We start from the raw sequence: 21,846 nt of genomic DNA on the forward strand, positions 1-21,846 counted from the left end.
GCGCCGAGTTAAGCAAATAAAGTTAAAACCCCCGCGCGAAAGCCTTCATCCCGCGCTTCGCCAAATCTTTTTCTACGAACGTCGAAATGCTTTTTCGTACAACTCAACATGGCGTGCCACCATTTGTTCCACCGTCATGCCCTTGTCCAAAATAGACGCCGCCCCGCGCCTGCCATATTCCGCGCGCAGTCCCGGATTCGACATCAGCCGCGCCAGCGCGCGCGCCATGCCGCCAGCGTCGCCTTTATTCACCAACAACCCCGTCCGTTCATGCTCAATCAATTCAGGAATGCCGCCCACGCGCGTGCCGATCGCCGGGCAACCCACGAACAAAGCCTCCTGCAACGCCAGCCCCAGCGCTTCCTCATTTGAAGGCTGCGCGTAAACGCCGGCGCGGCGCATCAACTCCATCGCGTCTGTGCGTGCGCCCAGCAATACGATGCGGTCCGACAATCCCGGTCTTTTGGAAATCTCCCGGATTTTTTCCGCCGCAGATTCTTCCAGCACATCCCCCGTGAGCCACAGTTTCCATTCAGGAAATTGTGCCGCAATTTCTGCGAACGCTTCCACCAAAACCGGTTGCCCTTTGCGCCAGGCAATGTGTCCCACATTTAAAATAATCGGCTCGCGCGCCGGCGGCTCAGGTGGCTGCGATTGTGCCCGCAAACGCGAATGATATATCTGCGAAAATTTTCTGCGCACCGGCGCGTACCACTTTTGCAACTTTTTCAAGTCATGCTGCGATACCGCGATCTCCCGTTGCACGTTCGCGAGAAATTGCATCTTGCCCGCCCACGCCAGCGGCAGCATGGCGAGCTTGAACCACAGCGGTTTTTGCGGCCCGCAATAACCGAAGAGCAAGCTTACCACCAGATGCGTCGTCGAAAAAACCGGTATGCCCAATTTGTTTACGAAAGGAATTGGGCTATGTCCGGGAAAACGGTTGCCCCAGCCGTAATTGCCACCCGAATGGAAATGCGCAAGCTGGCATCCATGTCGCGACAAGTTCTCGGCAAGGGCTCGCGAGTTTCGCGGCGAAACCTCCCTTGGATTCCATATAATTTGAGCGGAAATTATTTTTGCCAGCGGATGTTTTTGCACATCTTCCACCTTGTCGGGCGAAACAAGTATGAGGTCATAATTTTCATGCAACCCCTCCAATAAAGTTTCCACCAGCACGCTCACCCCGCCGCGGAACGCGATCGGGTATTCGAGGCACAGGGCAATTTTTTTTCTCTCGGGCATGAATCAATGGCCACCGCAGAACCATTCTTGATTGGTTCTGCGATAAGGCAAAAAACTAACCGCTGCTTCCGGTGGAAAAAAGCTTAATATCTTTACCGCTGCGCATCGAATATGATTACCTTTACCCACTGTCGGAACTGGCAGCGATTTTTTTATGAGATCAGGGAATCGAAATACCCTTTACATATTTGTTCTTGCGTCGGTTCTGGTCGCGCTCGCGTCTCGGGCAGACGACATTCCCTCGCAAATTTGGGAAGCCTTCATCGGGCAGGAAGTGGACTCCTCCCCCGCCATTGCGAGCGACGGAACGATTTACGTCTCGGCCAGTGGTTACATCGGCTTTTCCGATATGTCGGGTGGCAAACTCGCCGCCTTCACGCACTCAGGCAAAAGAAAATGGATGTTCAAAACCAGTTCCGACATCAAGTCCTCGCCCGCGATTGGTGACGATGGCACAATTTATTTTGGCAGCCGCGACCGCCGGTTGTACGCGCTGAATCCCGCTGGCGAAAAAAAATGGTCGTTTGAAACCGGCTCATGGGTTGACGCCTCGGCTGCCATCGCCAAGGACGGCACCATTTATTTCGGCGGTTGGGATACGAACTTCTACGCGTTGAATCCCGACGGAACCAAAAAATGGATGCTTGCGACTGGCGGTCCCATCGAGTCCTCCGCCGCTATCGCCAAAGATGGCACGATTTATTTTGGATCGCACGACCGGATTTTCTACGCGCTGAATCCCGATGGCAGCACGCGATGGAAATTCCCTACCGGCGGCGCAATCCTTTCATCACCCGCCTTGGACGTCGCCGGAAATATTTATTTCACCTCGACGGACGGAAATCTTTACGCACTGAATCCCGATGGTTCCAAAAAGTGGAGCTTGTGGACGGGTGGAATCGAAACCCCTTCCCCAGTTCTCGATGGCGACGGAAATATTTACCTCGGTGTAAATAATATGTTTTGGGGAATCAGCAGCACCGGTAAAAAGAAATGGGACTTCGGCCATCCCACGATTTATGGCGCCGCCACGATTGCCGCCGATGGAATGATTTTTTTCTGTGGTATAAACGAGGGCGCCGGAGTCCTGTATGGTTTCACTCCCGACGGAATCAATAAAAGCTATATCAGCCTGAATGGCGAAGCAAAAAGTTCCCCCGTGATTTCTGAAGACGGCACTATTTATGTCGGCGCTTATTATTTCCACGCGCTCAAACAAAATATAAAACCCGCCAAAACCGGCTGGCCAAAATTTCGCGGTGGCCCCAAACAAACCGGACGCGCCGACCTGGATTAGTTTTCGCTCCAGCGTCCAAGGCATCGTTTCAAATCGAGGATTTTGTTGAATTTCCTCTCCCTGCGGTTACTTTGCAGCACTTATGACGAAGTGGCTCAACTCTATTGAATCGGTCATCGCGGACTTGCGCAAAGGCCGCATAGCGATCGTGGTGGATGACGAAGACCGCGAAAACGAAGGCGACCTCATCATGGCCGCCGAATGCGCTACCGCCAAAACGATCAATTTCATGGCGCGCTTCGGGCGCGGTTTGATTTGCGTGCCCGCCACTTCCGAACGCCTCAAGCAGTTGGGCATCGAGCAAATGGTCGCGAAGAATCGCGAGAGCTTCAAAACTGATTTTCAGGTTAGCGTGGATGCCGCCGCCGGCGTCACCACTGGCATCAGCGCCGCCGACCGCGCACGCACGATTCAAATCATGGCGGACCCCACCGCGCTCCCCACCGATCTCGTACAACCCGGCCACGTGTTTCCCTTGCGCGCAAAACCCGGCGGCGTCCTGCAACGCTCCGGCCATACGGAAGCCGTCGTAGATCTGGTTCAACTCGCCGGCTGCCGCCCGGTCGGTGTGTTGTGCGAAATCATGAATGACGACGGCACGATGGCGCGCCTGCCGCAGTTGATTAAATTCGCGCGGAAACACAAGCTGAAGATTTGCAGCATCGAGGCGTTGATCAAGTACCGCCGCGAACGCGAGAAATTAGTCGAACGAGTTGAGACGGTGAAAATGCCGACCGAACACGGCGAATTCGATTTGCATTTATATCGCTCGAAGGTGGACGGCGAACACCACATCGCGCTCGTGCATGGCGAAGTCGCCGGACAAAAAGATGTTCTGGTGCGCGTCCATAGCGAATGTCTCACCGGCGATGTCTTTGGCTCGTGCCGCTGCGATTGCGGACCGCAACTTCATCACGCCATGCGCATGGTCGCCGAATCGGGCCGCGGCGTGGTCGTTTATATGCGGCAGGAAGGTCGCGGCATCGGGCTCGCACCGAAGATTCGCGCGTATAAATTGCAGGAACAAGGTTATGACACTGTCGAAGCCAACAAAAAACTGGGCTACGGTATGGATCTGCGCGAATACGGTCTCGGTGCGCAAATCCTCGCCGACCTCGGCATCAAACACATCCGCCTGCTGACGAACAATCCAAAAAAAGTCGTCGGCCTGGAAGGTTACGGCATGGAGATCGTCGAGCAGGTGCCGATCAAAATCCGGCCGAACAAACACAACGCAAAATATCTCAAAACCAAGCGCGATAAGCTTGGCCACCTGTTGTAAATTAACGCATGAAAATCTTTGAACTGGACCACGTCGCGCTGCACGTGAAAGACCTCGATGCCAGTTGCAAATTTTACCGTGAGGTGATGCAGTTACAATCGCTGCCGCGCCCGGCGTTCGATTTTCCCGGCGCCTGGTTTCGGCTTGGCGAGCATCACGAGTTGCACCTGATCGGCGGCCGTTCGCAATCCGTGATTTCTCATCGGCAGGGAAATCATTTCGCGTTGCGTGCGGAAAATCTCGACCCGTGGGAAAACCATTTCAAACATATCGGCTTCACGAAATATCTGCGCAAATTACGCCCTGACGGCGCAGGTCAGATTTTTTTCGAAGACCCGGACGGCCACGTGATCGAGTTGTGCGCAAAGTAATCGTTTCGACGGAAATAAATTTATGCTGACTGTAGTGGGTGGAAAAAAAATAAAAATTTCGGGCGGCAACTTTGTCATCGTCGCTTCGCTCTACAACGACCGTTACGTCGGCGCGATGCTCCGCTCGGCACAAGCGGAATTAAAGCGTGCCGGCGCGGCAAAAATCCAAATCGTCCGCGTGCCGGGAGCTTACGAAATTCCCGTCGTCGCCTCGAAACTTGCGCGCACTCAAAGCCGCGAACTTTCCGCAATCATTTGCCTCGGCGTGATTCTGCGTGGTCAAACCGTCCATGCCGAGCATATCGGCACTGCCGTCAGCCATGCGTTAATGGAAATCCAACTGCGCGACGAAGTGCCCGTCATCCACGAAGTATTGCTCCTGGAAAACGAGGAACAGGCGCGCGCGCGTTGCCTCGACAAAAAATTCAATCGCGGCACCGAGGCCGCGCAAACCGCGCTTGAAATGGCGCGGGTAATGCGCTCGCTGGACTAAACTTCGTACGGACAAACGGCCGGCAAAAATGCCGGCCGCAAGTCGTGGAATTTAATTTGTTAGCCGCAATCAGGCCGCCGCAGCGACCGGTGGCGCATTCCGTTTGGCCAAAATCGCCTCCACGATCTTCTTCGCCAATTCCGGTTTTTCCGCCAGCGCTTTTTGCGCCGCATCTTTGCCCTGCCCGATTAGCTCACCCTCGAATTGCAGCCACGCGCCTTTCTTGTCCACCGCGCCGATTTCGATGCCCACGTCCAGGATGCTGCCTTCCTTGTTGATGCCGTGATTGTAGATGATGTCGAACTCCGTTTCCGCGAACGGCGGCGCGACCTTATTTTTCACCACCTTCACCTTGACATGATTGCCCGTCGCATGGCCAGCCGCATCCTTTAGCGTTTCCTTGCGGCGAATATCCAAACGCACGCTTGCATAAAACTTCAACGCCTTGCCGCCCGGCGTCGTCTCAGGATTGCCGAACATCACGCCGACTTTCTCGCGCAACTGGTTCGTGAAAATGCAGGTCGTCTTCGACTTGTTCAAAATCGCCGTGAGCTTGCGCAATGCCTGGCTCATCAAACGCGCCTGCATGCCCATCGTCGCCATGCCCATCTCGCCTTCCAATTCCGCTTTCGGCACTAGCGCTGCAACCGAGTCAACCACGATAACATCCAGCGCATTCGAGCGCGCCAGAGTTTCGCAAATCGTCAAAGCCTCTTCGCCGCTGTCCGGTTGCGAAACCAGCAAGTCGTCGAGATTCACCCCGAGCTTCTTCGCATAAGCCGGATCCAGCGCGTGCTCCGCGTCAATGAACGCCGCGAGGCCACCCATCTTTTGCGCGTTGGCGATCACGTGCAACATGAGCGTCGTTTTTCCGGAAGATTCTGGCCCAAAAATTTCCACCACGCGGCCGCGCGGCAAACCGCCCACGCCCAACGCGAGGTCCAGTCCCAGCGCGCCCGTCGGAATCACTTCGATGCCCACCTTCGCGCGTGCGTCGCCCAGCCGCATGATGCTTCCATCGCCGTAAGTCTTGGTGATGGTGGAGATAGCGGCATCGAGATCGCGCTGGCGCGTGGCGGACACCACCAGGCGGCCATTCTCGCCCACCCGCGTGTCGGGCGCGGCCTTCGCGGCGGTTTTTTCGGAAGTTTTTTCAGCGGATTTTTCAGCGGTTTTTGGCGGCATAGATTGAATTATATTTTGGAAATTATTTTCTGATAAACAGGTTTGATGAGATTAATCGGCTGCTGACGTTAGTCAATCGCCGGTTGGATTTTTCTTTTGCGGCGAGACGTAAATGCCGCGCGGCCAAGCGGGCAATGGCGCGGCGAAAGCGTCGCGCCAGCGGTTTTCGGTTGCATGGTCCCACAAGGGCGATTCATCTTTTTCATGAGCGCATCCTCTCAGGGTGCGTTGGACAATGACTGTCCAAGACAATTTTTTCTCGGAGCGCAAAAAAATTTCTCCCTACTTATCCATCACACAACGAAAACCCGTATTGGACAAGCCGGTGTCCGGCGTGCATTTCATCCGCGCGCTCACGCGATAGCCGGTGCAATAAACATCGCTGCATAAATACGAACCACCGCGTTGCACCCGCTTTTGCGCGCCCGGTTCGTGCGGATCAAAACTGTTGTTCGGTCCCGGAGGATTTTGCGCCGGGCTTTGCGCATAATAATCCGGGCGATACCAATCCGCGCACCACTCCCAAACATTCCCGGACATATCGTAGAGACCGTAACCGTTCGACGGAAACGATGCGACCGGCGCCAGCCCCGCGAAGCCGTCATCGGAAGAATTTTGATTGGGAAAATGTCCCTGCCAAATATTCGCCTGCCACTGGCCATGCGGGTTTTTTTCACTGCCCCACGCATACGGCTGCCGTTCCAATCCACCGCGCGCGGCATATTCCCATTCGGCTTCGGTCGGGAGACGCTTGCCCGCCCAGCGCGCATAAGCCACTGCGTCATCCCAAGCTACTTGCACCACGGGAAATTTCTCACGGCCAACGATAGTCGAGTCGGGACCTTGCGGATGCCGCCAGTTCGCGCCCGGCACATAACGCCACCACGCCAGTTCATTATCCAACGAGACCGCTTCCGCCGGCGCCGTGAAAACTAACGCGCCTGGAACTAACATCTTCGGGTCCGTATCCGGAAAATCTTTTACGCTCGGCGCGCGCTCGGCAACCGTCACATAGCCTGTCGCCTCGACAAATTTCGCAAACTGCTCATTAACGACTTCGGTGCGGTCTATCCAAAAACCATTCACGGTAACCTGATGCACGGGCATTTCATCCGGCGCGCCGTTCTCCGCGCCCATCGAAAAAGTCCCGCCGCGCAGCCAGATCATTCCATTGGTGGAAGTAGCGGGTTTCACGGGCGGCGGCGAATTTGTGGGAATGACGAACGGCGTCGGCTTCCAAGGCGCGATGTTCGTGGACATGGGAACAAAAAAATCCTGCACGCGATTCTCCCGCGTTTGCGTGATCGCGTGCAGCATCCATACCACCCAAAGCATGCCGCCGATCACAAAGGCGCTGATGAAAATCATCGGCCATAGACGCGGATTGGGTTTCGATTCGTTCACGCAAAAATTATTTCACCAGGATACGCAAAAGCCAACAGGCAAATTGGAAAGGACACATCGGCACCTCCCATGTGGTAGCGTGGCGCTGCCGCGTTGCCTCTGAAGGCAAACTTTTTCGGCGTAAAAAATCAGAATCAAATCCGCGCCCGCTTGGAATTCTTCAAAATATTTTCATACGCCGCATTGATTTTTTTAATCTCCTCGTCCGACGGCATCTTCGTGCGCGGCCTCAACCCGGCGGACGCGTCGGGATGATAAATCTTGGCCAGTTGCCGATAGCGCTTTTTCACCGCCGAAAGCGGCGCGAACGGCGGCAAACCCAGCGCGAGATACCACGCGATTTTTTCCGCGCTCTCTGAATCCGCAGGAGCCTCGTCAAAGTTTGGTTCCGATTTGGGTGGCGGTTCCGTCCACGGTGGATCTTCCTCACGCTGCGCCTCGGGAATGCGATTGAGCGCGATGGCTATCTCCCGCCGCAATTCCGGCGATAGCATCACCACGCCATGCCGATGCGTCAGCCAGATGACGCCGGAAATATTTCGCAACTGCGGCAGCAGCCGCACGGCATCCGGCCCGCTGAGTTTGGCGCTCAATTCCTCGATGGGAAATTTGTGCCGCCGGTCAAACAGCCAAAGCAAAATCTCCGCGACGCGCGGCACGTCGCATTGCATCAGCCGCCAGCTTTTTTCCAGGCAATTAATACCCAGCCCACACTGGGCCGGTCCGCCAAGAAAAAATTCGGCGAGAATCAAATACAACGGACGGTCTGCACGGTCATCAGAATAATTGGGGCGAGACCAGCTAATTAACGACGCCATAAAAATCAGCAATACGAGAAATAGGAAAGTCCTCGCCGCCACTGCCAGCGTGAATTTGTCCGACGCCCTCAATTCAATTAGTAGAATGGGGCCGAAAACCACGGCCATGAGGCCGATGCCCAAGGCCAAAAAAACCGCCCCCTCAAGAAATTGCTGCCACGCCTCGCCGCGCAACCGCCGCCGCAGCCACGCGTTCAAACCCAATGCGCGGTCCACCCGCAACGCTTTCGGCCCCGTATTCATGTTGTCCGCTGCCAAACAACGCGCAGGTTACGGCTCCGTGTCCGCCTGTTCAAGCACTTGAAGGATGCGGTCGAACGCGCCAAGGATGCTCGAGTAGTCCATGAGATTCACCGTGTAACGCCCATCGGCGTTTTGCCGCGCAACCGCGTGGCCATCGGCAAAAAGCACGTCGGCAAATTGCTGGTGATGATGCGTGCTCGGCTTCACTCCATATTCGGCAAGGCTCGTTGGGCAAAGAAAAATCGTGTCCACCGCTAGCGCGCGAATCGGCAACCCATTGCGGTTGTCGCCGAGATTGTCCAGTTGCAGGTGCGCTGGCGCATCCACAAAGGCCGGCGTGTCGTGCAGCAAAGTATTTCCACCGTGCCGGTAATAATAACTCGACTGCGCCTGATAAAGCCCGACCTTGCCAAGCTCAGCATCGCTATCGAATGGCTGGTCGCTGCTCGGGCAAAACAAAACCTTCGACTGAAAACTCAGGTAGGGATTAAGCAGCAAACCCAGCCCAACCAGATCGCCATTTTGCAACGAGATCAAACTCGTCGGCGCGCCGGTGGACGGATAAAAATCTGACGGATTAGTATATGGCGGCGCGGTCGGCCCATACGGAATTCTCCCCGACCAATCGCTTGCATACGAATGAATGGCAAGTCCCAGTTGCCGCAAATTTGAGACGCACGCGATCCGCTTGGATTTCTCGCGCGCGGATGCCAGCGCCGGGAGCAATAATGCCGCGAGAATCGCGATGATCGCGATGACGATGAGCAGTTCAACGAGTGTGAACGCCTGGCGCAATCGCCATGAACCATTTATTTGCATCACTCAGTTTCATCCACGCCCGTAATGGCCACTCAAGCCGAGGCGCTCATTCCTGAAGAGACCCGATCGGGCGAGATCCAGGCGTTGGCGGCAACGGTGGCAGCGGCGGCGATATTCCCCGCGACGGCTGCGGCACCTCTAATTGCCGCACCAGGTAGAAACGCTCGTTCACGCTCGCGTTGGTGTCAACGAAAGAAACGCTGCCGGTTTGGCTCATGACCGTCGCGATGTTCGTCCAATTCGCCGACGTCAGGTTCGTGGACGAAAAAATTGCAAACGCCAGGTTCGCGTCACTGACAAGGGTAAATCCGAATTGCCCGCTCTTCTCCGTCGGCTGCGCCAGCGACGTCGGCACGAACTCCGCCAGCCGCACATTATCCAAATCCCACACGCCGCCAACAAACTGCAACTGGGTCGTCGTCTGGATAGCAATGCCAATATTTTTTCCCGCCCACGGATCGGTCGGGCGCACCTGCGGCACGTTGACCTCGTAATCGAGCAGATGGGTCGCATTCGTAAACACATTCGTAAGGTAAGTGACATTGTTCGCCGCAACCGTCACCACATTATTTGACAGGTCACGATAATACAGGCTTAACTCAATCGAAGACCCGTTCGTCAACTGCTCTTCCTGGCTCGTCGTCAATCCCACCGTCAGCGTGTACGCTTTGCCAACTTTGAATTTGCGATTGAACGCATGCGTCGGGATGCCATTCAACCAATCTGTCGAATTCACATCCTGAAAAAACCCCACGCCCGGGTCCGCAAAAATGTATGCCAGTTGATTACCCTCCGCATTATCAATGAAATCCGGCGTGCCCGAGGCGTTGATGAAAAGACCCGTGAGCTGATCCGCGTCTCCGGCGTTCGTCACGCCCGGCACAGCGAATTTCTGCCACGAATCAATCCGCGTATCCACGAATTCCGTCGGCTGCGATTCAAACGAAAAATTCGGGATGCCCGTTTCATTCAACCGGACATTATCCAAATCCCACACACCTCCTATCAACTCTGGCGCGACCGTGCTGGCGAATTTGATGCCGATATTCTGTCCCGCCCACACATCGGTGGCCTTGACCGTCGGCACCTTCACTTTGAAATCAATTAATTGATCCAGATTGGTGAAAATGTTCGTGTCATAAGTCACCGTGGTTTCGCCCACCGTGACCATGTTGCTGAAGGCATCGCGATAATACAGGCTCAACTGAAGCGTGGAACCCTGAACCAATGGTGACTCAGTGCTTGAAGTGAGGCCGACGGTCAGGTCGTAGGCTTTGCCCACGACGTAAGTGGCATTGAACGCATGCGTCGGCAAGCCGTTCGACCAATCGGTGCTGTTGAAATCCTGGAAAATGCCCGCGCCGGGATCGGCAAATATAAATCCAACTTGATTACCCTCGGCATTATTGATGGTCAACGGTGTTCCCGGCGGATTGATGAAAAGCCCGGTGAGTTGGTCGTTATCTTCGGCATTCGTCACGCCCGGCACCGCAAGCTTCTGCCACGAATCAATGCGTGAGTCCGCGAAATCGGTCACTTGCGATTCAAAGGAAAAGTTCGGCACGCCAACCAATTCCGTCAGGCGTACGTTGTCCACGTCCCAAACCCCGCCGATGTCTTGCAGCGGAGTCGTCGCGACTATTTCAATGCCTATATGCTGCCCGGCCCATGCGTCGTTGGTGCTCACCGGTGGAACATTGACATGAAAATCCAGCAAGTGCGTCAGGTCGGTGAACACATTCGTGTCATACGTGACGGTAGTGGACGCCACCGTGATCATGTTGCTCGAAGCCTCGCGATAGTAGAGGCTCAACTGAAGCGTGGAACCGTTCGTCAACGGCTCCTCCATGCTCGTCGTCAGCCCCACCGTCAGCGTGTAGGATTTGCCGGGATTGAACGTCGCGTTGAACGCATGCGTCGGCACGCCGTTCGACCAATCCGTGTTGTTAAAATCCTGGAAAATCCCCGCTCCGGGATCCGCAAAGATAAACCCGATCTGGTTGCCATCGGCATTCCCAATGAAATCAGGCGTGCCCGGAAAGTTGATGAATAGTCCGGTGAGCTGGTCGTTATCTTCGGCGTTCGTCACGCCCGGCACCGCGAGTTTTTGCCACGAATCAATGCGTGGATCGGCAAAATCCGTCAACTGCGATTCAAAGGAAAAGTTTGGCACATAAATATCCGTCGCCGTCGCCGCGCCAACCCATGACAGCAGCATAACGAGAACCAAAATAGCCGCGCGCCAATATGAACGAAAATGAATTTGAATGCCTTGCCAATTATTTTTCAAGTTGTCCTGCCTTCCTTGGATTTTCATTGCGAACCGGGTGAAAGTAAAATTTGTAAATGGAAATATTAGAGCGCGTGCCGCCGCAGCGATGCTGCATAGCCATTGCATAATGCCGGTGGCTTTTGCCCGGCAAAATGAAATGAAAACGTCGGCATGCCAAAAATCTTGGAGAACGGTTTAAACCTGCGCAAGTGAATTTGTGACCATGTCGTTTCTTGCCTCCGTATTTTTCGTCACGGAATATCTTTGATTAAAATATCGTCCGACTCGTATTCCGTCGGCCAATTTTTCACAACCGGTGTCAGAAAATCCCGGTAGGTCACGCGCGGCTGCTTGCTCTGGCCCGGATTGATTTGCTGCAACGCCGTTAGTAATGGCGATTCGCTCACCATGATCAGTTTCGTATAACCAAGCGTCTTCAAGCGATTGAGCGTCTCAGGATTCTCCAGCATCTTCGTGTCCCAGATGGATAATCCCTGCCGGTCCGACAAAATGAATTCCTTCCCGCCCCACCCGCCGCCTTCCATCAATATTTTCTCCGATGGCGTGCTATATTTTTGGATGATCTTGGCCATGTCGTAAGGATACGGGTCAAAGTCCAGCACGACTTTCATCCCCATCAATCCCTGCACCACCGACAAGCCCAGCACGATCGCCACCACCAGCCACATCAGGTTCACCTGCCATTGCGGCGCCAGCGCCAGCCGCTTTTCTCCTTCGCCCGCCGCTTGCGCGCACAGGATCGCGAACGCCGGTGTGAACATGAGATAATAATGCGAGTGATGCAGCACGAGATGGGTGAACACCAGCGTCGTCACGAAACCCGCCAGCAATATCCATTTGGCGAACACGGTTTCCTTGATGAAAAAGAACGCATAAAGAAACAATCCCACCAGCGCGAAACTGCCGAAGCAGCTATTGAGAATGCGCCACCCGCCCTTGAGCCAATTCCCCGGCATGAGCCGGTAATGCAAATCGCCGAAATACCAGAATGACGATTCCGAATTTGACACGCGCAAATCCATCAGAGGAAGTTCCGCCTGCGCCAAACATTTGTTGGAATAATGCGTCCACGAAAAAAAGACCGCCACCACCACCAGGCCGACCGCGCTCAATGCCACCCACGCGCGCACTGAATTCTTATGCCGGGTGGCCAGCAGGAAAAAACAGACCATTCCTGCCGCCATGAAAAATGGCAGTTTGGAAACCGCCGCCAGCGCCCCCGCCGCGCAAGCCAGCACCCACCAAACCACGCCGGGATTCCGCACGAGCTTGACGCCGCAATACAAAAACCAGATCGCCGCCGCGATGGATAATCCGTCCGGACTGGCATTGCCCGCGTAGATAAAAACCAGCGGTTGCGCCAGGAAAAACACCAGCGTCCACCACGCGCAATGTTCGCCGACGAATATTTTCGTCAGGCAAAACAACGGAAATAAACACGTGAAAAAAATCAGTAGCGAAACGACGTTCGCCCAACCGTGCCACGGTCCCATCACCTTGAACGTCAGCGCCGCCAATCCCTGCCACACGGGAAATTCGAGCGGCGTTGGCGTGCCATTCGCATTGAAACCGACGATCACCGGCCGCAGCAAATCAATGTGCCCCTTGTAATATCCCAGCGCCGTGCCCAAATGCTGGTCGCGAAAAACTGGATGGCCCGCGCGCGCGTTTTTAATGTGAAAAACACAACTCGCCAGCGCCAGCAACAGCGCGAGAATCAGCAAATGCAGATTGCTCCAGCCGCCAGCTTCTTTTTTGCCAGTCATCATCGGAGGCATAGACATATCCGAGCGCGATGCCAACGCAAGCCAAAAGCCATTGGTTGAAAAGCCGGCATTCCGCACCCGATTGAAACCCAAACTTGAAACCTACCATCTTCAAATTCCGTACTCCGCATTCCGCACTTTCTCGCGTGACCATCCCTCGATTCCATGTCACCTTGCCTTTGTGACAACCAGCGAAGCCACTGCACTCTTGGAAAAATTTCGCGCCAGCGGCGTCAGCCGTGACGATGTCCTCCGCGCATTTCAAGCCGCGCCCGTCGCGGACCTCGGCTTCGCGCAGGTGGACACTCATCGCGCGCTGCGCAAAGGTTTTCCCGAGGTGATTTTCGGCGCGGGTAAAACGCCGGAGCAAGTCGTCAAAATTGCCGCCAAACTTTTGGAGTCGGAAAAACACGTTCTCATCACCCGCATCACCGATGCCCACGCGCGCGCCGTTCGCAAAACATTTAAACACGCCACGCATCACGAAATGGCGCGCTGCCTCACTATCGAGAAAGAACCTGTGCGCCCGCGTCCGGGAATCATCGCGGTGGTTTGCGCGGGCACAAGTGATTTGCCTGTCGCCGAGGAAGCCGCCGTCACCGCGGAGATCATGGGCAATCGCGTCGAGCGAATTACCGACGTTGGCGTCGCGGGACTGCATCGCCTATTCGGCAAATTGCCTATCATTCAAAGCGCGAACGTCGTCGTCGTCGTCGCGGGCATGGAAGGCGCGCTGCCCAGTGTCGTCGCGGGGCTGGTTGCCAAACCCGTGATCGCCGTGCCCACCAGCGTCGGATATGGCGCAAATTTCGGTGGGCTTGCGGCCTTGCTCGGCATGCTCAACAGTTGCGGCAGCGGCGTGACCGTCGTAAATATTGATAACGGATTCGGCGCGGGTTACGCCGCCAGCCAAATCAACGCCCTTGCATTTTCCCAAAAGCGTGGCAACTCGTAGCAACGATGAAATCTTTGTATCTCGATATTTTCAGCGGCCTCAGCGGCGATATGTTTATCGGCGCGATGATTGATCTCGGCGTGGACGCCGCCGCGCTGGAACACGAACTCAAAAAACTTCGCGTCTCCGGCTACCATCTCCATGTTAAGCGTGCGCAAAAATCCCAAATCGAAGGCGTCAAGTTTGATGTCCATCTGCACGAGCATCACGCGCACGAATCGCACGAACACCACGAGCATGAGCACGCCCATGCGCATCATCATGGCCATGAACATGACCACGACCACACGCACGAACAGGAACATGAACATAACCATGAGGAGCATCGCGATTTTCTCGCCATCAAACAGTTGATCCACACCAGCGCGCTCTCTGCGTGGGTAAAAGAAAAATCGCTGAATATTTTTTATCGCATCGCGGTGGCTGAAGGGAAGATTCACGGTTGTGCTCCCGACAAAGTCCACTTTCACGAAGTCGGCGCGGTGGATTCCATCGTGGACATTGTGGGTGCGTGCATCGCCTTGGAATTGCTTGGCAAGCCTCGCGTTTTTTCCGCGCCCGTCACCGAAGGCACCGGCTGGATCAAGTGCGCCCACGGACGCCTTCCCATCCCCGCGCCCGCCACGCTCGAGATTCTCGGCGCGCGCGGCATCGCCGTTACGCAATGCGAAGAACCGCACGAACTTGTCACGCCGACCGGCGCGGCGATCCTCGCGGAGTTCGCCGAAAGCTTCGGGCCGATGCGTGGACTTGTGGCCAGCCGCATCGGTTTCGGCCTCGGCACGCGCGATAACAAAACGCGTCCCAACGTCGTCCGCGCCATTCTTGGCGAAATCACTTTGACGGAATCCACCGCCGCGCACGATTGGGAGACCGACACCATCGCCATTCTCGAAACCAACCTTGACGACATCAACGCCGAAATCCTCGGCCATTTTGTTGAACAAACTTTGGCTGCCGGCGCGCTCGATGTTTTTCACACGCCGATCCAGATGAAGAAAAATCGTCCCGGCGTATTGCTAACCGTTTTGTGCGCCGCTAACGATGCCGATAAATTCAGCGAACTGATGCTGCGCCAAACCAGCGCCTTTGGCGTGCGCCGCTCGACTGCCGAACGCCGAAAATTGCGTCGCGAATTCATCACCGTCGAAACTCAATACGGCCCTGTCACCGTCAAACTCGGTAAACTCGACGGCAAAATCGTGCAAGCCTCGCCCGAGTACGAATCCTGCCGCAAACTCGCCGAGCAAACCCAGGCGCCGCTGAAATCCATTTACGAAGCCGCACAAAAAGCTTTCAAGCCGGCACATTGATAGATGCAAGCCCTCGCTTCCCAAACTGATTTCGCCACGCTGCTCGAAAAAGAGCGCGCCATCGTTTTCATTTTCTTTCCGTGGTCGGCCAGCGCCGTCGAGTCGCGCGCCGTCGTCGAGGAATGGGAAGATAAAATGGCCGCGCAACCCGACCAAAATTCGTTTGAAGTTTCCGAGCTTTCGCCTGACGAATGTTCCTGGGCCTGGAAATGGCTCAATGAATCGTTGCTCGATGAATACGAAGCCGCGCCCGTAAATGGCAGCGTTGTCTGGCTGAAGCGCGGCTCCGTCGTGGGCCGCGTGGATTTCGCCGCGATGGCCGGAACAAAAGTCCTAGCGCGCACAACCGCCGCCTGTTTCAGCGATGACAAAAACGCCGCCTCGCATTCGAGCTTTAATTCCGAGTTGCTGCAAATTCTCTGCTGCCCGGAAACGCATCAAAAATTGAAACTCGCCCCACGCGCGCTGATCGAAAAATTAAATCAACAAATCAGCGCGGGCCGCGTGCAAAATCGTTCCGGCCAGCCCATCACCGATGCCCTTGACGGCGGCCTCGTGCGTGCCGATGGCAAATTTCTTTATCCCCTGCGCCAAAACATTCCCGTCCTCCTCGTGAACGAAGCGATTCCGCTCGCGGGAATTTAAAAAGCGTCACATCCGCTTTTCATCCACGTCAATAAAGTCCACGAACGTCTGGATGTCATCGCGATGTTCACAGCCGATTTGCTTCTTGCGCATCTTCAAGCGATCCGCCACTTCGCCGGGCTCCTTGCCACGATTGAATATAAATTCGCGAAACGCCGCTTTCTCAGCCTCCGTCTTTTTGATGTGCGCGCGCACCCAGTCGCACACCTGCCCGTCGGTCGCGGAATTTTTTACGACCTCGATCATCTGCTCCGCCGTCACGCCTGCGGCCTTGAGCCACGCGCCATCAAAGCCATTGGTAAAATTTTCCTGGTAATCGGAATGCAATTTGTCCGCGAGATGCAGGCGAATTTTGTCCACGAAACGCGGCAGATAAACCCAGCCGCACATCGTTTCGCGCGGACTGCGGGGAAAAATAAGTTCACTCATGCGCGCAATATTCGACCGGGCTGGCGTTCCTGTCAACTGCGCCCGAATAAAAATTGAAAAGCACGCCATTCAAATACATCTTAGGCGCGATGAACGAAATGGATTTTGATGTGGCGGTGATCGGCGGCGGCAGTGGCGGTTACGCGGCGGCGCGCATCACGGCCAAGTCGGGCTTGCGCACTGCCGTGATCGAGGGCGGCGAAGAAGTCGGCGGCCTGTGCATCCTGCGCGGCTGCATGCCGACCAAGGCGCTGCTTTACGCAGCCTACGTCAAGCGGCTCGCACAACATCCTGAAACCTGGGGCATTCACACCGGCGGCGCCACCGTCAACTTCCCCGAAGTCATGGCCCGCAAAACCGCGATGGTCAAAGAATTCGCGGATTATCGCGCGGGGCAATTAAAGAATGGCGCGTTCAAATTCATCCGGGCGAACGCGCGCTTTCTCGATCCACATAAGCTCGCCCTCGGCACCGGCGAGAAACTTACCGCCAAAAAATTTCTCATCAGCACCGGCTCGACGGTCGCGCCTTCGCCCTTTCCTTTCCTCGACGAACTTGATTGCCTCGACAGTGATTCCGCCTTGAGCCTCACCGAATTGCCCAAGTCCATGATCGTTCTCGGCGGCGGCGCGGTAGCGATTGAATTCGCGCAAATTTTCGCGCGCCTCGACGTGAAGGTGACGTTGATCCAGCGCAGCTCACACTTGCTCCCAAGTTTCGACGAAGATGCCGCCGATGAATTGGCCAAAGTATTTCGCCGCGAAGGCATGACGGTTTACACCGGCACGAAACTCACCGGCGCGGCCCGCAAAACCGGGATGAAGCAAGTCACCTTCGAGCACGATGGCAAAACCGGGACGGTCGAAGCCCAGGAAGTTTTGTACGCGCTCGGACGCATTCCCAACACCGCCTCGCTCGGCCTCGATAAAGCCGGCGTCGAAACTGAAAAACATCGCATCATCACGAGTTCCACGATGCAAACATCGGCGAAGCATATTTACGCGGCGGGCGATTGCACCGGGCCGCACGAGATCGTTCATCTCGCGGTGACGCAGGGAGAAATCGCCGGGCACAATCTCCTGAAGCACGACAAGCCGCGCCACATGGATTATCGCCTATTGATTTCCATCGTCTTCACTGAACCGCAAGCCGCAACCGTTGGCCTCACGGAAAAAGAAGCGAAGAAGAAAAATATTCCTTATGTCACCGCGAGCTATCCGTTCGCCGATCATGGCAAGTCGCTCATCATGGAAGCGAAAGACGGTTTTGTGAAATTGCTGGCCGATCCAAAAACCGGCGAGATCATCGGCGGCGCGTGCATCGGCCCGATCGGCGGCGAATTGATCCACGAAATTGTCGCAGCGATGTATAAGCGCATGAATGTGGCGGAGCTAGCTGCCATGCCGCACTATCATCCCACGCTCATGGAAATCTGGACTTATCCCGCCGAAGAACTCGCTGAAAAAATCCCCGGTTACATTCCTGGATACGTGCCCTTGGATTTTGTCGCCCACGAACGCCACAAAGGCGGCTAACCATTACAAGAGAGGGCGAGCGTCCACGCGAGCCGTAACTATTTCATCGGCGAATAATCCGTCGGAACCATATAAATCGAATTCACCCCGTTTTGCACGGTGAGCGGCCCGTTTTTTTCCGAATCCGCTTTTGCCTTCACCCAATCCGCATCGTCACGAAAAGCTTTCCATGCCGCCGCCGCACCGTCCTTGTCTTTGTGCGCCAGTATATATATGAGCGTTTCGCCCGCGCCGTCCTTTTTCTCCGTCGGCACGAAATAACCCACTTGCGACAAACCATGTTTGTCAAAAAGCGCCGAGGTATGATCGCGAAAACGCGTGAGCAAATCATCCAGCTTACCCGGCGCAGCGTGATAAGTGCGCAATTCAAACAAGCGCGGCGCGCCATTCGCTGACGGTTGCACCACCGGCGAAAAATCCGTCGCGGTCAGAAAAACCGAATCCGCCTTGTTCACCAATCTTCCATTTACCCCGGAAGCTTTTTCTACGGCCTGCCACTCCGGGTCAGCGCCGAACTCCTTCCACGCTTGCCTCCGCGCCTCGCGACTTGGAAAAGCCAGCAGATAAATCAAGACATTGTTTGTATTATCCACCGGAATCCAATAGCCGATGCTCGTCATGTTGTGCTTCGCAAAAATCGCCAGCGTATGATTACGGAACCGCGCGCTCAAATCATCCAGTTTACCGGCGGCGGCGTGATAGGTGCGCAATTCGAAAAATCGCATCTCCTTGTCGGCGGAAAAACCGGTGGCCTGCATCAACGCAAAAGCTGCGAGGCATAAAATGAATTTCATGCGGCGACGCTAGCACTCGCTTATGACGACGGCGAGAAAATTTCACCTCCTGACGGACCGCGAGTCCATGATTCGCAGCAATCTACAATTAAGATTGCCGCGCCAGGCTGATTTGAGACGGCAATCTTCGCGGAAGTTGCTGTGGGTCATAGACCCGCGATCCGCAAGGGCATAAAACTCACGCCGCCGTCGAAACCAGTTGCGTGCCCGGCTGAGCATCCAGGCAATCGCGCACGAGTTGGGCGAGTTGCGGCGCGGCGTACGGCTTCGCCAGAAACGGCCCGCCCGGCAAGCCCGATTCGCGTCCCATGACTTCCGCGCTGTAACCGCTGGTATAAATCACCTTCAAGTTGGGCTGGCGAATTTTTAATTGCCGTGCAAGGTCCGCGCCGCTCAAGCCTTCCGGCATCACCATATCTGTCAGCAACAAATCAATATTGCCGCTCTGCCCGTCCCAAACTTTCAACGCCTCCACACCATTCGCCGCCTCGAGCACCTGATAATGGCAGCTCTGCAAAATCTCCCGCACCCATTCGCGAACGATGGCTTCGTCTTCCACCAGCAAAATGGTTTCGTTTCGGCCGAGCGGAATCGCAGTCGGTTGCGCGGTGGCAGCTTCGGCAGTTTGTTCAACGGCTTTGCTCGCCGGCAAATAAATATAGAAAGTCGTTCCCACGCCGACTTCGCTTTTCACTTCGATCCAGCCCTCGTGCTGTTTCACGATGCCATAGACCGTTGCGAGTCCGAGTCCTGTGCCTTTGCCTACTTCTTTCGTCGAAAAAAATGGTTCGAAGATTCGGCCCAGCGTTTGTTTGTCCATGCCGGTGCCCGTGTCCGCGACGCTCAAGCAAACCGCCTGACCCGCGCGCGCGTCAGGATGCGATTGCGCCTGCACCGCATCCACGTCCACCACCGAAGTCGTGATGATCAACTGCCCGCCTTTGGGCATAGCGTCACGCGAATTCACCGCGAGGTTCATGATCACCTGCTCTAACATGCCGGTGTCCGCCATGAGCATCGGTAACGCCGCTGCGTATTTCGTCTCGACCACGATGTCTTCGCCGAGCAATCGCCCGAGCATGTTCGTCAAATTGCGCAACACCGTATTCAGGTCCAGCGAGCGCGGCTGCAATACTTGTTTGCGGCTGAACATCAGCAGTTGCCGCGTCAATGCCGCCGCGCGGCGTGACGCATTCGTGATCTGTTTCAACGGCCCCGTCAATGCGGCGTCACCATCATAGCGTCCGAGCAAATAGTCCGAGTAACCCTGGATGACCGTGAGAATGTTATTGAAATCATGCGCGACGCCCGCCGCAAGTTGTCCCACCGATTCCAATTTTTGCGCGTGGCGAAATTGTGCTTCGAGATTTTGCATGTCGGTGATGTCCACACCGTAGCAATGCACCACCTGGCTCGCTGTGATGGGAAAAAACGACCACGAAATCGTCCGGTCGCCACACGAAACTTCTTCGCTTAATTTTTTCTGCGCTGAGACCAGCGCTTGCCGTGCGATCTCCGACGCATTCACCGGCAAAATATCCTGTGGATGCGGTCGCCCCAGCGAAGTCGCCATCGCTTGCGCCGCGTCGTTGAAATAAGTCAGTTCGCCTTGCGCATCGAACTCAAGCACCGGATTGGGATTGACTTGCGGAAATGCCGCGAGTTTTTGGATCTGGCGCTCGGCTTGTTTGCGCTCGGTGATGTCCGTCAAACTGCCCGACGCGCCAAGAATGCTTCCGTCCGCGTTCAACGTGCGCTGCGCATAGACTTCCACCCAGCACACTTTTCCGTCCTTGGTCAGCAATCGAGTCTCGTAACGGCAATAGTCAAGCTTGCGCTCCATCAACTGCAAAAAGATATGACTGTTGCGCTGGCGATCGTCGTGATGAATGAATTCGAGGAACAAACTGCCAAGCACTTCCTTGATTTCAAAACCGGTGATTTCGCGCCACGCCGGATTCAACGCCGTCCAATGGCCAAACTCGTTCACCTGGAAAACAACTTCCTTCAGGCTCTCGACCACGGAACGATATTTCACTTCGCTCGCATCCAGCGCTTCTTCAGAACGCTTGCGTTCGACGCTCAGCGCAATGCCATTCGCGACCGAACCCATTTCCTGGATCACCGCCGGCGAAAGCGGTTGATGCGAAAAAATACTCATCAACCCGATCAACCGATGATCGAGAATCAGCGGGTAACCGGCATACGCCACGATGCCTTCGCGCTGCACCCAATCGGGACAGGGAATGCGTGGATCACCCGCGACATGGTTCACCAAAACCGGTTTGCCATCGCCGATGAATTCCTGCGTGAGCGTGATGTGCGTGACGGGATTATCTTTTGCGGGATTGCTGTGGATGGCCGCCGCGCTGGCTTCGAGATGAAGCGTTTTGTGATTGGGATCGAGAATCCAGATCTGCGCGAGATGCACATTCAGATAGCGCACCATCGAATCAGCGCAGCGATATAAAATCGCGCTCAACGTCTCCGGCTGTGTCAGTGCCAAACCGATCTCTTCGCCGAACGCCGCCAAACTCGCCTGTTCAAAAGCCGCACTGGCCGTCGCGCGCTTGTGTTCCAGCGCATAACGAATCGCGCGTTCGAGCGAATCCGCGCGCAATTCCGCCTTCACCAGATAATACGCCGCTCCCGCCTTCATCGCCTCCACGTCTACTTGATGCGCGCCGAGGCCGGTCAGCAAAATGATCGGCGCCTGGCAACCCTTCGACTGCGCCTCCGTCAAAAGTTCAATGCCGTTTCGCGCCCCTAGCCGATAGTCCAGCAGGCAAACGTCATGCTGATTGCGCAACATGACTTCAAGCCCTTGAGTGTACGACTTGACCCATTCCAGTTGAAACCGCCGCCCCTTCATGTTCGTGAAGAGACCGCGCGTAAGGATATAATCATCCTCGTCATCCTCGACGAGCAACACCCTGATTAAGTCCAACTCGTTCATCGC

18 protein-coding genes are annotated in these 21,846 nt (G+C 55.5%); 8 read left to right on the top strand and 10 right to left on the bottom strand.

Going from position 1 to position 21,846, the window contains the following annotated elements; translation table 11 throughout:
• Positions 1-72: 72 nt before the first annotated feature.
• On the bottom strand, positions 73-1,245 hold the full coding sequence (locus VH413_02220; protein ID HEX3797490.1) for a glycosyltransferase family 4 protein: 1,173 nt from the start codon (positions 1,243-1,245) through the stop codon (positions 73-75).
• A gap of 154 nt (positions 1,246-1,399) precedes the next feature.
• On the opposite strand from VH413_02220, the gene VH413_02225 reads away from it, so the two are divergent.
• The 4 genes from VH413_02225 (at position 1,400) to ribH (ending at position 4,688) form a co-directional block, all read left to right on the top strand.
• Positions 1,400-2,542: a PQQ-binding-like beta-propeller repeat protein gene (locus tag VH413_02225; protein ID HEX3797491.1), complete on the top strand. Its 1,143-nt coding sequence runs from the start codon at positions 1,400-1,402 to the stop codon at positions 2,540-2,542.
• An 82-nt stretch (positions 2,543-2,624) separates the two neighbouring features.
• Positions 2,625-3,824: a bifunctional 3,4-dihydroxy-2-butanone-4-phosphate synthase/GTP cyclohydrolase II gene (locus VH413_02230; protein HEX3797492.1), complete on the top strand. Its 1,200-nt coding sequence runs from the start codon at positions 2,625-2,627 to the stop codon at positions 3,822-3,824.
• 8 nt (positions 3,825-3,832) lie between these two features.
• Positions 3,833-4,195, top strand: coding sequence for a VOC family protein (locus VH413_02235; protein ID HEX3797493.1), 363 nt, complete (start codon positions 3,833-3,835; stop codon positions 4,193-4,195).
• Between the two features lie 22 nt (positions 4,196-4,217).
• Positions 4,218-4,688, top strand: a complete 471-nt coding sequence (ribH, locus tag VH413_02240) for a 6,7-dimethyl-8-ribityllumazine synthase (protein ID HEX3797494.1) — start codon at positions 4,218-4,220, stop codon at positions 4,686-4,688.
• A 69-nt stretch (positions 4,689-4,757) separates the two neighbouring features.
• Here ribH and recA read toward each other — a convergent pair whose 3' ends face one another.
• The 6 genes from recA to VH413_02270 form a co-directional block, all read right to left on the bottom strand.
• Positions 4,758-5,873 (bottom strand): recombinase RecA, encoded by a 1,116-nt coding sequence (gene recA / locus VH413_02245; protein HEX3797495.1) that lies wholly within the window; start codon positions 5,871-5,873, stop codon positions 4,758-4,760.
• A 282-nt stretch (positions 5,874-6,155) separates the two neighbouring features.
• On the bottom strand, positions 6,156-7,277 hold the full coding sequence (locus VH413_02250; protein HEX3797496.1) for a formylglycine-generating enzyme family protein: 1,122 nt from the start codon (positions 7,275-7,277) through the stop codon (positions 6,156-6,158).
• Between the two features lie 134 nt (positions 7,278-7,411).
• A complete protein-coding gene (locus VH413_02255) occupies positions 7,412-8,338 on the bottom strand; it encodes a J domain-containing protein (protein HEX3797497.1) in 927 nt (308 codons plus the stop codon).
• A 27-nt stretch (positions 8,339-8,365) separates the two neighbouring features.
• On the bottom strand, positions 8,366-9,157 hold the full coding sequence (locus tag VH413_02260; protein HEX3797498.1) for a DUF1559 domain-containing protein: 792 nt from the start codon (positions 9,155-9,157) through the stop codon (positions 8,366-8,368).
• Between the two features lie 46 nt (positions 9,158-9,203).
• Positions 9,204-11,375: a hypothetical protein gene (locus tag VH413_02265; protein ID HEX3797499.1), complete on the bottom strand. Its 2,172-nt coding sequence runs from the start codon at positions 11,373-11,375 to the stop codon at positions 9,204-9,206.
• A gap of 305 nt (positions 11,376-11,680) precedes the next feature.
• Entirely contained in the window at positions 11,681-13,228 is a 1,548-nt protein-coding gene (locus VH413_02270; GenBank protein ID HEX3797500.1) for a glycosyltransferase family 39 protein, read from the bottom strand.
• Positions 13,229-13,397: 169 nt separating this feature from the next.
• Between VH413_02270 and larB the strand changes: the two genes are divergently transcribed.
• The 3 genes from larB to VH413_02285 are packed head-to-tail and all read left to right on the top strand — an operon-like array spanning position 13,398 to position 16,129.
• Positions 13,398-14,171, top strand: a complete 774-nt coding sequence (gene larB, locus VH413_02275) for a nickel pincer cofactor biosynthesis protein LarB (GenBank protein ID HEX3797501.1) — start codon at positions 13,398-13,400, stop codon at positions 14,169-14,171.
• 5 nt (positions 14,172-14,176) lie between these two features.
• Positions 14,177-15,484 (top strand): nickel pincer cofactor biosynthesis protein LarC, encoded by a 1,308-nt coding sequence (gene larC, locus VH413_02280; GenBank protein HEX3797502.1) that lies wholly within the window; start codon positions 14,177-14,179, stop codon positions 15,482-15,484.
• A gap of 3 nt (positions 15,485-15,487) precedes the next feature.
• Positions 15,488-16,129: a hypothetical protein gene (locus VH413_02285; GenBank protein ID HEX3797503.1), complete on the top strand. Its 642-nt coding sequence runs from the start codon at positions 15,488-15,490 to the stop codon at positions 16,127-16,129.
• Positions 16,130-16,135: 6 nt separating this feature from the next.
• Here the strand turns inward: VH413_02285 and VH413_02290 are convergent, their stop codons facing one another.
• Complete coding sequence (locus VH413_02290; protein HEX3797504.1) at positions 16,136-16,558, bottom strand: DUF5069 domain-containing protein; 423 nt, start codon at positions 16,556-16,558, stop codon at positions 16,136-16,138.
• 53 nt (positions 16,559-16,611) lie between these two features.
• Between VH413_02290 and VH413_02295 the strand changes: the two genes are divergently transcribed.
• Positions 16,612-18,093, top strand: a complete 1,482-nt coding sequence (locus VH413_02295) for a dihydrolipoyl dehydrogenase (protein HEX3797505.1) — start codon at positions 16,612-16,614, stop codon at positions 18,091-18,093.
• Between the two features lie 38 nt (positions 18,094-18,131).
• Here the strand turns inward: VH413_02295 and VH413_02300 are convergent, their stop codons facing one another.
• Positions 18,132-18,887, bottom strand: coding sequence for an NIPSNAP family protein (locus tag VH413_02300; protein HEX3797506.1), 756 nt, complete (start codon positions 18,885-18,887; stop codon positions 18,132-18,134).
• Between the two features lie 178 nt (positions 18,888-19,065).
• Positions 19,066-21,843 carry a response regulator gene (locus tag VH413_02305; protein HEX3797507.1) on the bottom strand — a complete coding sequence of 926 codons (2,778 nt, stop codon included), beginning with the start codon at positions 21,841-21,843 and terminating at the stop codon, positions 19,066-19,068.
• Between the last annotated feature and the right edge of the window lie 3 nt (positions 21,844-21,846).

The sequence above is a fragment of the Verrucomicrobiia bacterium genome, from assembly GCA_036268055.1.
GTDB lineage: Bacteria > Verrucomicrobiota > Verrucomicrobiia > Limisphaerales > Pedosphaeraceae > DATAUW01.